Annotated in this window: 11 protein-coding genes; 4 read left to right on the forward strand and 7 right to left on the reverse strand. The window is 62.8% G+C overall.

The annotated features are described in order from the left end of the window. The first annotated feature begins 132 nt into the window (after positions 1-132). The 4 genes from erpA to hemN all read left to right on the forward strand — a co-directional run bounded on the left by erpA (position 133) and on the right by hemN (position 4,691). Positions 133-504 (forward strand): iron-sulfur cluster insertion protein ErpA, encoded by a 372-nt coding sequence (gene erpA, locus H6851_18970; GenBank protein MCB9945692.1) that lies wholly within the window; start codon positions 133-135, stop codon positions 502-504. 37 nt (positions 505-541) lie between these two features. After that, entirely contained in the window at positions 542-1,318 is a 777-nt protein-coding gene (gene xth / locus H6851_18975; protein MCB9945693.1) for an exodeoxyribonuclease III, read from the forward strand. A 114-nt stretch (positions 1,319-1,432) separates the two neighbouring features. Then, entirely contained in the window at positions 1,433-3,211 is a 1,779-nt protein-coding gene (gene xsc, locus H6851_18980; GenBank protein ID MCB9945694.1) for a sulfoacetaldehyde acetyltransferase, read from the forward strand. A gap of 127 nt (positions 3,212-3,338) precedes the next feature. Continuing rightward, entirely contained in the window at positions 3,339-4,691 is a 1,353-nt protein-coding gene (hemN, locus tag H6851_18985; GenBank protein ID MCB9945695.1) for an oxygen-independent coproporphyrinogen III oxidase, read from the forward strand. On the opposite strand, the gene H6851_18990 is transcribed toward hemN, so the two are convergent. The 7 genes from H6851_18990 to H6851_19020 form a co-directional block, all read right to left on the reverse strand. After that, positions 4,673-5,611 (reverse strand): YegS/Rv2252/BmrU family lipid kinase, encoded by a 939-nt coding sequence (locus H6851_18990; GenBank protein ID MCB9945696.1) that lies wholly within the window; start codon positions 5,609-5,611, stop codon positions 4,673-4,675. The two genes, hemN and H6851_18990, sit on opposite strands and share 19 nt — an antisense overlap. 10 nt (positions 5,612-5,621) lie before the next feature. Next, positions 5,622-6,038 carry a DUF4112 domain-containing protein gene (locus H6851_18995; GenBank protein MCB9945697.1) on the reverse strand — a complete coding sequence of 139 codons (417 nt, stop codon included), beginning with the start codon at positions 6,036-6,038 and terminating at the stop codon, positions 5,622-5,624. 139 nt (positions 6,039-6,177) lie between these two features. Beyond that, positions 6,178-7,800: an ABC transporter ATP-binding protein gene (locus H6851_19000; protein ID MCB9945698.1), complete on the reverse strand. Its 1,623-nt coding sequence runs from the start codon at positions 7,798-7,800 to the stop codon at positions 6,178-6,180. Continuing rightward, positions 7,797-8,822 carry an ABC transporter permease gene (locus H6851_19005; GenBank protein MCB9945699.1) on the reverse strand — a complete coding sequence of 342 codons (1,026 nt, stop codon included), beginning with the start codon at positions 8,820-8,822 and terminating at the stop codon, positions 7,797-7,799. Before H6851_19005 ends, H6851_19000 begins: the two co-directional genes overlap by 4 nt. A 65-nt stretch (positions 8,823-8,887) precedes the next feature. Then, entirely contained in the window at positions 8,888-10,009 is a 1,122-nt protein-coding gene (locus tag H6851_19010) for a microcin C ABC transporter permease YejB (GenBank protein MCB9945700.1), read from the reverse strand. Further along, positions 10,009-11,838, reverse strand: a complete 1,830-nt coding sequence (locus H6851_19015; GenBank protein MCB9945701.1) for an ABC transporter substrate-binding protein — start codon at positions 11,836-11,838, stop codon at positions 10,009-10,011. Before H6851_19015 ends, H6851_19010 begins: the two co-directional genes overlap by 1 nt. Positions 11,839-12,093: 255 nt before the next feature. Beyond that, a complete protein-coding gene (locus H6851_19020; GenBank protein MCB9945702.1) occupies positions 12,094-12,612 on the reverse strand; it encodes a cytochrome c family protein in 519 nt (172 codons plus the stop codon). Between the last annotated feature and the right edge of the window lie 113 nt (positions 12,613-12,725).

A 12,725-nucleotide genomic window follows, 5' to 3' on the forward strand; every position in this document is an offset into this window, starting at 1 on the left:
CTGCATGGCCCGCACAGGCGGGTTTGACAAGACCCGTCAATGGCATACATATGTTGATGTGTGCGCTTCCGGGCAAGAGCCATTGCCTGCGGAGCGGGAGCGCACAAGCGCAATTCGGGAGGGTACCGGCCCATGAGTGTCGATGTCACGTCCGCTGCCAGCCAGTCGGGTCGTCCGGCTCCGCTGGTCGTTACCGATGGGGCGTTCCGGCGCATACGTTCGATCATCGAAGCGGAGGGACGGCCCGGCCTGAAACTGCGGGTCAGCGTCAGTGGCGGCGGTTGCTCCGGCTTCCAGTATCATTTCGATCTCGATGAAGGCGATGAGGACGGCGATGTCATCGTCGAGCGTGACGGCATCAAGGTCGTCGTCGACAGCATGTCGCTCATGTACCTGCTCGGTTCGACGCTCGATTTCGTCGAGGATCTGACCGGCTCCTATTTCAGCGTCGTCAATCCCAACGCCAGTTCGTCCTGCGGCTGCGGAACGTCTTTCTCGATCTGATTCAATTTGCGGACAATGGATGGATACGGACAAGGTCATGCGGGTCGTCACCTGGAACGTCAATTCGATCCGCAAGCGCGAGGATATCGTTGCCGATTGGCTGCGGTTGCATCGGCCCGACGTCGTACTGCTGCAGGAAACCAAGGTCATTGACGACAAATTCCCCAGGGAGCGAATTGAAGCCCTGGGATATAATCTCGCCATTCACGGCCAGCCCGGTCTCAACGGCGTGGCCATCCTCAGCCGTCATGCCATTGACGACGTGCGGTGCGGTCTCGACGGCGAGCCCGGCGATGACCAGGCCCGTTACATCGAGGCAAGATGCGGCGGGCTGCGCGTGGCCTCGATCTATGTGCCGAATGGTACAAGTATCGATAGTGATAAATTCGACTACAAGATGCGCTTCTTCACGCGCATGGAAACCCGTTTCAGGGAACTCATGGACAACGAGGAGGCTTTCGTCCTCGGCGGCGACTACAACGTCGCTCCCGATCCCGTCGATGTCTACGACCCCGACGCATGCGCAGGCGACATCTGTTACCACATGGACGAGCGCAGGGCATTCCGCCGCCTGCTCGGGCTCGGCATCACCGATGCCTTCCGGGCCGTCCACCCGACCCGCAGGCAATTCTCCTGGTGGGACATGCGCGGGGGTTCGTGGGACCGCGACGAGGGCATGCGCATCGATCACCTGCTGCTGTCGCCCGAAGCCGTTGATCGGCTGGATGACGCGGACGCCGACCCGACGGTCCGCGCCGGAAAGGGGGTATCCGACCACATTCCCGTATGGTGCAATATCGCCTCCGCCGCATGAGTGAACGGGTGACGGGAACCGACAGTTTGTATTAGGACGAACGCACAACGGGTTCGGTCCGGCCGACGTGGCCGATCCGGTGGTCGGAACGACAAGATCGCAGGGATGCAAGCCATGAAGATGACGACGGAAGAAGCCTTTGTGAAGGTTTTGCAGATGCACGGCATCGAGCATGCCTTCGGCATCATCGGTTCGGCCTTCATGCCCATTTCCGATCTCTTTCCCAAGGCCGGTATCAGGTTCTGGGACGTGGCCCACGAGACCAATGGCGGGCTGATGTGCGACGGCTACAGCCGCGCCACCGGCAGGATGGGCATGGCCATTGCCCAGAACGGCCCGGGCATCACCGGCTTCGTCACCGCCGTCAAGACCGCATACTGGAACCATACGCCGATGCTGGTGGTGACACCCCAGGCGGCCAACAAGACCATCGGCCAGGGCGGCTTCCAGGAAGTCGAGCAGATGGCACTGTTCCGCGACATGGTCTGCTATCAGGAAGAAGTCCGGGACGCATCGCGGATCGCCGAGGTGCTCAACCGCGTCATCATGAAGGCGCGGCGTCTTTCAGCCCCTGCCCAGATCAACGTCCCGCGAGACTTCTGGACGCAGGTGATCGACATCAAGCTCCCGGCCATCATCGAATTCGAGCGCCCCGCAGGAGGTCCGGAAGCCATCGCAAGGGCGGCGGAACTGCTCTCGAAGGCGAAATTCCCCGTCATCCTCAACGGTGCGGGCGTCGTGCTCGCGGGCGGTATCGAAGCCTCGCGCAAGCTGGCCGAGCGGCTTGATGCACCGGTCTGCTGCAATTACCAGCACAATGACGCCTTCCCCGGCTCGCATCCGTTGTTCGCGGGACCGCTGGGCTACAACGGCTCGAAGGCCGGCATGCAGCTCATCTCGAAGGCGGATGTCGTGCTGGCGCTGGGGACGCGGCTCAACCCGTTCTCGACCCTTCCGGGCTATGGAATCGACTACTGGCCGGTGGATGCGAAACTGATCCAGGTGGACATCAACCCCGACCGGATCGGCCTGACCAAGCCCGTCGATATCGGCATCATCGGCGATGCGCGCATGGTGGCGGAGCAGATCCTCGACCGCCTGGCGGCGGATGCCGGCGATGCAGGGCGCGACGAGCGCCGTCATCTCGTCGCCCACACGAAATCGGCCTGGGCACAGGAACTTACCTCGCTCGACCATGAAGACGACGATCCCGGCACCAGCTGGAACGAGCGTTCACGCGGCCGTCAGCCGGAACTGATGAGCCCGCGCATGGCCTGGCGTGCCATCCAGTCGGCACTGCCGGCCGACGCCATCATTTCCTCCGACATCGGCAACAATTGCGCTATCGGGAACGCCTACCCGACGTTCGAGGAGGGCCGCAAATATCTGGCGCCCGGCCTGTTCGGCCCCTGCGGCTACGGTTTCCCCTCGATCATCGGCGCGAAGATCGGCCGGCCCGACATGCCGGTGGTGGGCTTTGCCGGCGATGGCGCGTTCGGCATCTCGATGAACGAGATGACCTCCTGTGGCCGCGAAGGCTGGCCCGCCGTCACCATGGTTGTCTTCCGCAACTTCCAGTGGGGAGCGGAAAAGCGCAACACGACATTATGGTACGATGACAATTTCGTTGGCACCGAGCTGAACCTGAACGTGACCTATGCGGGAATTGCGCGGTCCTGCGGCTTCGAAGGCGTCAGGGTCCAGACCATGGAGGATCTCTCGCAGGCCCTGCGCAAGGCGGTCGAAGCGCAGATGAACGACGGGAAGACCACCCTCATCGAGGTCATTCTCAATCAGGAATTGGGGGAGCCCTTCCGCCGGGATGCCATGAAGAAGCCCACGGTCGTGGCCGGGATCGATCCCGCCGACATGCGCCAGCAGAAAGGGGCCTGAACGGGCGCCCGGCACCGCGGGATGCATTGACCGGGATCGTCCGGAAAGTTGATCCCGATCAATGCACGGCCTGCCCGCCGTCCGGCAGATCATGCAGGGGTCAACCGGTCAGGAGCGGAAGCAGTCCATGCGCGAGGAACTCGTTCGCCTGTTCGAGAATGCCCGTGTTCCGCGTTATACGAGCTATCCGACCGCACCGCATTTCAGCGGCGATGTCGGAGCGGAAGACTACGGGCGGTGGCTGGAAGAGTTGGACGCGCGACACCGCGTGTCGCTCTATTTTCACGTACCGTTCTGTCACCAGTTATGCTGGTATTGCGGATGCAACACCACGGTCACCCATAACCGCGAGCGGATCATCGACTATACGGACCGGATGGCCCGCGAACTCGACCTCCTCGAAGCAAGGCTGCACAGCCGCCTGAAGCTCACCCATCTGCACTGGGGCGGGGGAACGCCAACCACCGCCGGTGCCGAAGGCATCCTTAGCCTGATGACCAGGGCGCGCGAGATCTTCGACTTCGACAACGATGCCGAAATCGCCATAGAGATCGACCCGCGGTCGTTTTCCGCCGACGATATCGGAATGCTCGCTCAGTCGGGCTTCAATCGGGTCAGCATCGGTGTCCAGACCTTCGATTCCACGGTCCAGCAGGCAATCAACCGCATGCAGGATTTCGCCTGCGTGAAGACGGCGGTCGACGGCCTGCGCTCGGCGGGCATAGGGCGCATTTCCATGGACCTGCTCTATGGCCTTCCGCATCAGACCGTGGACACGCTGGAGCGGACCGTTTCCCGCGTGCTCGAATTTCGCCCGGATCGGATCGCCCTTTTCGGATATGCCCACCTGCCCGCTCGGATCCGTCACCAGCGCATGATCGACGAAAGCGCGCTTGCGGACCCGACCGGTCGCGCCGCCCAATACGAGGCCGTGGGCGATATGCTGTCACGGGCCGGTTACGTGGCCATCGGTCTCGACCATTTCGCCCTGCCGGGCGACAGCATGGCCATCGCCGCACGGAACGGCACGCTCCACCGCAATTTTCAGGGCTACACCACCGATGCGGCCGATGCACTGATCGGAGTCGGGGCGTCGTCCATCGGCAGCCTTCCGCAAGGTTACGTGCAGAACCATGTGCGCACGGACGAGTATCGTCAGTCCATCGAGGCCGGTCGCCTGCCGGTGGCGCGCGGCCTGCGTCTTGATGCGCAGATGCGCCTCGACCGGGCGATCATCGAGCGAATCATGTGCGATGGCGCTGTCGATCTTCGACAACTGGCGGAAGGCTCCGGCCTGCCCGACCATGCCGCTGAGCCGAATGCCGCCGTCATGGGCCGTCTCCACGAACTGGGTATTGTCCGGCGGGAGGGAACCCGCCTTGAGGTTACCCGGGAATGCCGCCCGCTTCTGAGGCTGGTCGCGGCATCGTTCGACCGCTTTCTCGATCCCTCTGGCGACCGTCACGCGGCGGCGATCTGATCCGGGCCGGAAACGTCCAGTACCGCCGAATCGGCCGGCACCATCATGGTCAGCGCGCCCGGACGGCATGACAGGTCGAGCGGTGTGCTCTCCACCTCCTCGCCATCGGCCGTGGCCGGCATCGGCTTTTTTGTCTCGATGCGGATGGAGGCGCCCGCGATCCGGAGAATGTCGGGATTGTCGTCCCGTCCCAGCATCAGCGACGGCAGGAGCCTGAGATAGCGAAGCGGCGTCGCCGCGCGCACTGCATAGAGATGCAGCAGCCCGTCGTCGATCGTGGCGTCCTCGTGGGCCGGAAGTCCGCCACCATGGTATCGACCGTTGACCACGCCGATATGCAGCAGTCGAGCGCTCGCGCGCTTGCCGTCACAGGTGATCTCGGCCTGAAAGTACTCGCGATCGAGCATCGTCTGGATGATGGCACGAGGATAGTTGAACACGCCCAGAAGCTGCTTGTCGGTCGCTTCATGGGTCCTGCGCACCTGCGGCCCCAGGCCGAGCGTCACCGCGTTGAAGTACAGGCGGCCATTGACCACCCCCATATCGATGGGCCGGGCGACGCCATGCGCGATCACCGCCACGGCATCATCGAGATTGGCCGGTATGCCCAGCGACCGGGCGAGATCGTTGGCCGTGCCCAGCGGCAACAACCCCACCGTGCGTTTCGCATCCAGGAGAGACTGCGCAACCGTTGCAATCGTCCCATCGCCACCGCCGACAACGATGATGTCGTGTTTGCTCGCCGCGATCGCGGCCCGCATCGCGTCGGGACTGTCGATCGACGGTTCATCGACGATCAGCCGTTCCCGTTTCAGCAGATCAGCAGCCCGCGCGGCTCCCGCCTGCCCCGACCGCGCCGCCGGATTGACGAGCAGGAGACACGTGCGATCCCGATCCCTGGATGTGCGGGTTTGCGGCATGATGAAATCCTCAGCCCTGCATAACGGCTCCACCGATCCCTATCGGCCTTTCGACCTTGCCCTGCCCGTGCAGTTCGGCGAGCAGCAGGTGGATGTTGCGGCGATGACTCCTGAAACCGAAATCGAGCAGGTCGCCCACCAGCGGAACGATGCCCACGGCCCAGTCGAGGCCGATATTGCCCACCATCCTCGCCAGCGTCCGCTTGCGCACGCCGAGCCGCAACGCCTCGCCGACGATATAGGCGCCGATCGCCGCCGTCATCGTGTCGCCGATACCGGGAACCAGGCCGATCAGGCCGTCCAGTCCGAAACGGAAATTGGTACCGGGTACCCGGAAGCGATCATCCAGCAACCCGGCCAGACCGACCAGGCGTTGTACGGTATCCGAATGGACCCCGGGCGTCTTCGAAAGGTTCGATTGAGACATTTCGCGATCCCTGTTGTCCGCCGATCCAGCGTCCGCGACAATCCGGTATATTTGCGCGAATGGACCCGGTTGCAATATGCGGACATGGCCGCGGGCCGAAGAAATGCAGGCCGATATGCCCTGTCCGTCGCGATATCCTTCAGTTCGCGACGATCTCGCCTTCGGTTGCCTTGATCTCGAAGGCAGCGGCCATCAGCGCCCGTGTGTAGTCCTGTTGCGGAGCTTCGAAGATCTGGCGCGCCGCCCCCTGTTCCACGATGCGACCGCCACGCATGACCAGCACCTCATGGCTCATGGCACGCACGACGCGCAAATCGTGGCTGATGAAGATATAGGCAAGGTCGTGCCTGCGCTGGAGGTCGCGAAGAAGGTCGACGATCTGGGCCTGAACGGACATGTCAAGGGCAGAGGTCGGCTCGTCGAGGACCACCAGACGCGGCTTGAGGACCATGGCACGCGCAATCGAGATGCGCTGGCGCTGGCCGCCGGAGAACTCGTGCGGATAGCGGTCCTGGCCGGACGGATCGAGACCGACTTCCTCAAGGATGCCGGCAATCAGCTTGCGGCGGCCATCGGCCCCCTCGCCGATACCGTGCAGCTTGAGCCCCTCCTCGATGATCTGGGCCACCGACATCCGCGGGCTCAGGCTGCCATAAGGGTCCTGGAAGACGATCTGCATCTCGCTGCGCAACGGACGCATGCGGCTCCATGACCAGTCCTCGATGTCCCTGCCGTCGAAACGGATGCGGCCGGTACTGGAGATCAGGCGCAGGAGTGCCAGACCAAGCGTGGTCTTGCCGGAACCGCTCTCGCCGACGACACCGACGGTCTGCCCCCGGCGCACATCGAGGCTGATGCCGTCGACGGCCTTGACATGGCCGACCGTACGCCTGAACAGGCCGCGCTGGATGGGGAAATGGACCTTCACGTCACGGCCTTCGAGAATGGGCGGAACGGTTGGGTCGAAGGTCGGCGGCAGGCCCTTCGGCTCGGCCGCGAGAAGATGCTGCGTGTAGGCATGTCGCGGATGGTCGAAGATATCGGCCGTGGGACCGTGTTCGACGATCCGGCCATCGGTCATGACACAGACGCGGTGGGCGACACGGCGAACGATGGTAAGATCGTGGGTGATGAGCAGCACGGCCATGGCCATGCGCTGCTGCAGATCGGCAATCAGCCGAAGGATCTGCGCCTGAACGGTGACGTCAAGTGCGGTGGTCGGCTCGTCGGCGATCAGCAGGTCAGGCTCGTTGGCCAGTGCCATGGCAATCATCACCCGCTGCCGCTGGCCGCCGGACAACTGGTGCGGATAGGACTGAAGGCGGCTGGTCGCATCCTTGATCTGCACGAGTTCCAGCAGCTCCAGCGCTCGGTCGCGTGCCGCGCGGCCGCCGAGCCCGCGGTGCAGCAGCAGGACCTCGGCAATCTGGCGCTCGACGGTGTGCAAGGGGTTGAGCGAAGTCATCGGCTCCTGGAAGATCATGCCGATGCGGTTGCCGCGCACGGTGCGCAGGAAACGGTCGTCGCGCCCGATGAGTTCCTCACCGTCGATCGTGATGCTGCCCGAGGGATGCCGCGCCCGGGGGTAGGGCAGCAGTTGCAGGACGGAAAGGGCGGTCACCGACTTGCCCGAGCCGCTTTCGCCCACCAGCGCAACGGTCTCGCCCTTGTCGATGGAAAAGGAGACATTGCGGACCGCCTCGATCTCGCGTCCCTCGACGGCGAAATTGACGGACAGGTCCCGGACGTCGAGCAGGCTCATTGAAACGTCTTTCGCGGATCGAAGGCATCGCGGACCGCCTCGCCGATGAAGATCAGCAGCGACAGCATGAGCGCCAGCACGGCAAAGCCGGTGATGGCAAGCCAGGGCGCGTGGAGGTTCGACTTGCCCTGCGCCAGCAGCTCGCCCAGCGACGGCGAACCCGGCGGCATGCCGAAACCGAGGAAATCGAGCGAGGTGAGCGTGGTGATGGAGCCATTGAGGATGAAGGGCATGAACGTCAGCGTGGAAACCATCGCATTGGGGAGCACATGGCGGATCATGATGGTGACATTGCCCACGCCCAGCGCCCGCGCCGCCCGCACGAAATCGAGATTCCGCGCGCGCAGGAATTCCGCACGGACGACATCGACCAGCGACATCCAGCTGAACAGCAGCATGAGGATGAGCAGCGACCAGAAACCCGGAATGATGACGCTCGACATGATGATGAGCAGATAGAGGGTCGGCAGCCCCGACCAGACCTCCATGAAGCGCTGCATGCCGAGGTCGACCCAGCCGCCGAAATAGCCCTGCACCGCACCGGCCGCGATGCCGACCATCGAGGAGACGAGGGTGAGCACGAGCCCGAACAGGACCGAGATGCGGAAGCCGTAGATCACCCGCGCCATGACATCGCGGGCCTGGTCGTCGGTACCCAGCCAGTTCCTCCACGAGGGCGGCGCGGGGGACGGGCGGTCGAGATCCTTGATGATGGTGTCGTAGCTGTAGGGAATGACCGGCCAGACCGCCCAGCCCTTCTCGTCGATCAGTTCCATGACGAACGGATCGTTGTAATCCGCCTCGGTGGGGAAATCCCCGCCGAAAGTCGTTTCCGGATAGGAGACGAGAAAGGGAGTGTAGAAACTCCCATCATAGCGGACAAGCAGCGGCTTGTCGTTGGCGATCAGTTCGGCGAACAGGGTGAGCACGAAGACGACGGCAAAGATCCACAGCGAAACATGGCCGCGGCGATTGGCCTTGAAATTGGCGAGCCTTCGCGCATTCAGCGGTGACAGGCGCAAGGGGATGCCCAGCAGCCGCTGCGTTTCCCGTGCGGGCTTCAGGCTGCCCGCTCTCGATGCGGCGCTCACTGCGCCCCCCTGCTGTCGAAGTCGATACGCGGATCGACCAGCACATAGGTGAAATCGGAGATGATCTTCAGCAGAAGGCCGATGAGGGTGAAGATGTACAGCGTGGCGAACATCACCGGGTAGTCGCGGTTGATCGCGGCCTCGTATCCGAGCAGCCCCAGCCCGTCGAGCGAGAAGATCACCTCGACCAGCAGCGATCCGGTGAACAGGATGCCGATGAAGGCGGCGGGAAAGCCGGCGATGACGATGAGCATGGCGTTGCGGAAGACATGGCCGTAGAGCACCTGCCGCTCGCTGAGCCCCTTGGCCCGGGCGGTGATGACATACTGCTTGTTGATCTCCTCGACGAAGCTGTTCTTGGTCAGCATCGTCAGCCCGGCGAAGGCGCCGATCATCAGCGAGGTGATCGGCAGGACCATGTGCCAGAGATAATCGGCAATGAGCTGACCCCAGCCCATCTGCCTCCAGTTCTCCGATACCAGACCGCGCAGCGGAAACCAGTCGAGATAGGTGCCGCCGGCAAAGACGACGATGAGCAGGATGGCGAAGAGGAACCCGGGAATGGCGTTGCCAACGATGATGACGGCACTGGTCCAGATATCGAAGGTCGAGCCGTCGCGCACCGCCTTGCGGATGCCCAGCGGGATGGAAATCAGGTAGGTGAGCAGCGTCGTCCAGATCCCCAGAGAAATCGAAACCGGGAGTTTCTCGACGATGAGATCGATGACAGAGGTGTCACGAAAGAAGCTCTTGCCGAAATCGAACCTCAGATAGCGGCCGATCATCCCGGTGAACTGCTGCCAGAGCGGCTTGTCGAATCCGTACATGCGCTCAAGTTCGGCGATGAACTCCGGCGGAAGGCCGCGCGCACCGCGATATTTGCCCTGCACATTGCCGGACGACTGGCTTCGCTGTTGCGCCTCCTGCCCCTGCGCGCCAAGATCGCCGCGGTCGCCTTCCAGCCGTGCCGTCGCCGAAATGCTCGTGCCCTGCAACCGGGCGATCATCTGTTCCACCGGACCGCCCGGGGCGGCCTGGATGATGACGAAGTTGAGCACCATGATCCCCAGCAGCGTGGGGATCACCAGCAGCAGGCGGCGAAGGAGATAGGCGGCCATCAGCGGGCCTTGATCTGGGCGGCCTTTTCCTCGTCGAACCACCAGCAGTTCAGGTCCAGCCCGCGTAGCGGCACGGTCTCCGGCCGCACGAGATAGGCCCAGTAGGCGATACGGTCGACGTCATTGTAGAATTGCGGAACGACGAAATACTGCCAGGTGAGCACGCGATCCAGCGCCCGGCAGGCCGCCGCCAGTTCCTCGGCGGACCCGGCCTCGATCACCTTGTTCACGATCGCATCGATCACCGGATCCTTGATGCCGATCAGGTTGCGCGAACCGGGCTGGTCCGCCGCCTCGCTGCCCCAGAACTCGCGCTGTTCGTTGCCCGGCGACAGGCTCTGCCCCCAGACGGAGGTCGTCATGTCGAAGTCGAAGTTCTGGAGCCTTTCCACATATTGCGAGGTGTCGACCCGGCGCAGGGTCATCTTCACCCCGATCTTGTCCAGCGACTGCGCATAGGGTGCTGCTATGCGCTCGCTCGACGGGTCGTAGTAGAGATATTCGAATTCGAGCTTCTGCCCGGTGCCGCCGTGGGTCATGACACCGTCCGCAAGCTCGTAGCCTGCCTCCTTGAGCATGTTGAGCGCATCACGCAGCTGCCGGCGGTTATTGCCGGAACCGTCGGTTGCGGGAGGTTCGAACACCTTTGTGAACACCTCCGCGGGAAGCCGGTCGCGCCACGGTTCGAGAATAGCCAGTTCCATCGCACCGGGCAATTCGCGGGCGGCGAAGGTCTCGCTGCCGGAGAAATAGCTGTTGATGCGCTTGTACTGGCCGTAGAACAGGTTCTTGTTCATCCACTCGAAATCGAACGCGTAACCGATGGCCTCGCGCACACGGACGTCCTGGAAGACCGGCCTGCGCAGGTTGAAAACGAAGCCCTGCATCCGGGAAGAGGAATGGTCGGGAATCTCTTCCCTGACGATCCGGCCGTCGGCGATCTGGGGAATGTCATAGCCCGTCGCCCAGCGCTTGGCACTGTTCTCGGCAAAGAAATCGAATTCGCCGGACTTGAACGCCTCAAGCATCACGTCGCGGTCGCGATAGTAATCGTAGCGAATGCTGTTGAAATTGTTGCGGCCGCGATTGACTGGCAGATCGGTGCCCCAGTAATCCTCGACCCGTTCATATTCGATAAATCGTCCCGCTTCGAAGGATTTCACCTTGTAGGGACCGCTGCCGAGCGGCGGCTTGAGCGAGGTTTCCTCGAATGGCACGCCGTCGTAATAGTGCCTGGGCAGGACCATGAGTTGCCCCAGGATCAGCGGCAATTCACGGTTGTTGCTGCCGTCGAAGGTAAAGGTCACCTGACGGTCGCCCGTGGCCTCGACCTTCGTCACATTGGCATAATACTGGCGATAGAAGGGATTCCCCTTCTCGCGGAGGATGTTGAAGGTCCAGATCACATCCTCGACGGTCAGGGGCTCACCATCGTGCCACCGGGCTTCGGGCCGCAGATTGAAGCGGACATGGCTGCGGTCGTCCGGCAGTTCGACGCTTTCGGCGATATGGCCGTATTCGGTGAACGGCTCATCGGCCCCGTCCGTCATCAATGTATCGTAGATGAGACCGATGCCGGCCGACGGTGTTCCCTTGATGATGAACGGATTGAAACTGTCAAAGGTGCCCTGGGCCGAATAACGGACATGACCAGCCTTCGGCGCATCGGGATTGACATAGTCGAAATGGCTGAAACCTGCCGGATATTCCGGATCACCATGCATGGCGATGCCATGCAGCGGGTCCTGCGCCCGTACCGGCAGGGAACGGAAGACAACGGGAGAAGCGGCGGCAACACCCATGAAGAGCACTGTGCGTCTATCGAGCATTCGATCCTCGTTCCTCGTCCCGCATCCGAAGACGCCATCGAACCTGTCCCGACGGACCGTCACGGAAACGGAGCAGACGACACGATTGGAGTTGGTCGCGTCTTGTCAAACACAACCACAAGGTAGAACGCTCGACATGAACATTGAAGTGAATTTGTGTTCATTCAAGCAAAAAGCCGGACAAATCCCTGTCCGGCCTTGCCAATTCAACTCGCCTGAAACGGGAACCGACACGATCGTCCCCGCTGGCCGATTTCAGTGCAGGCTCTCAAGATAGGCCAGAAGATCCGCCAGATCCTTCTCCTTGCCGACCCCGGCAAAGGTCATCTTGGTGCCGGGTGCCCAATCCTTGGGCTTGTGCAGGAAGTGAATCAGGTTGTCGCGGGTCCAGTCCCCGCCATGATCGGCCAGGGCGCCGGAGTAGGAAAAGCCCTCGTGGCTGGCAATCGGACGGTCGACGACACCGAACAGGTTCGGCCCGACCTTGTTGGGCCCGCCGGAATCGAAGCTGTGGCAGGCGGCACACTTCTTGGCGTATTTCTCACCCGCGGCCACATCGCCATCATCCGGAACCACGAGTTCGGCGACCTGCTGCTCGCCTCCCCCGTTATCGGCGGCAGCGGCCCCGCCTTCCGTCGCCTCGACCATGTAGGCAGGCTCTTCGAGCTCATGACCGCCATAGATCATGGAGGCAATCGCACCTGCGCCGGACGCCATGATCCCTGCGGTGAGAATCGCGGCCAGTACCTTGTTACCTTCGAGAGATGACGACATCGGAAATCCTTGTGCCTGCCCAGCCAAGAGGGTAGAGCGGCCTTCGTCCACCCGGGAGCCCGAGCGACAGCCCGCAGGGCTCCTGCGTCGGGTCGACGGGCCGGAGGCAGTCG

The organism is Geminicoccaceae bacterium, assembly GCA_020638465.1.
Lineage (GTDB): Bacteria > Pseudomonadota > Alphaproteobacteria > Geminicoccales > Geminicoccaceae > JAGREO01.

Coding starts and splice junctions, on each gene's coding strand:
- erpA (MCB9945692.1), top strand. CDS start 133: ATGAGTGTCGATGTCACGTCCGCTGCCAGCCAGTCGGGTCGTCCGGCT.
- xth (MCB9945693.1), top strand. CDS start 542: ATGCGGGTCGTCACCTGGAACGTCAATTCGATCCGCAAGCGCGAGGAT.
- xsc (MCB9945694.1), top strand. CDS start 1,433: ATGAAGATGACGACGGAAGAAGCCTTTGTGAAGGTTTTGCAGATGCAC.
- hemN (MCB9945695.1), top strand. CDS start 3,339: ATGCGCGAGGAACTCGTTCGCCTGTTCGAGAATGCCCGTGTTCCGCGT.
- H6851_18990 (MCB9945696.1), bottom strand. CDS start 5,611: ATGCCGCAAACCCGCACATCCAGGGATCGGGATCGCACGTGTCTCCTG.
- H6851_18995 (MCB9945697.1), bottom strand. CDS start 6,038: ATGTCTCAATCGAACCTTTCGAAGACGCCCGGGGTCCATTCGGATACC.
- H6851_19000 (MCB9945698.1), bottom strand. CDS start 7,800: ATGAGCCTGCTCGACGTCCGGGACCTGTCCGTCAATTTCGCCGTCGAG.
- H6851_19010 (MCB9945700.1), bottom strand. CDS start 10,009: ATGGCCGCCTATCTCCTTCGCCGCCTGCTGCTGGTGATCCCCACGCTG.
- H6851_19015 (MCB9945701.1), bottom strand. CDS start 11,838: ATGCTCGATAGACGCACAGTGCTCTTCATGGGTGTTGCCGCCGCTTCT.
- H6851_19020 (MCB9945702.1), bottom strand. CDS start 12,612: ATGTCGTCATCTCTCGAAGGTAACAAGGTACTGGCCGCGATTCTCACC.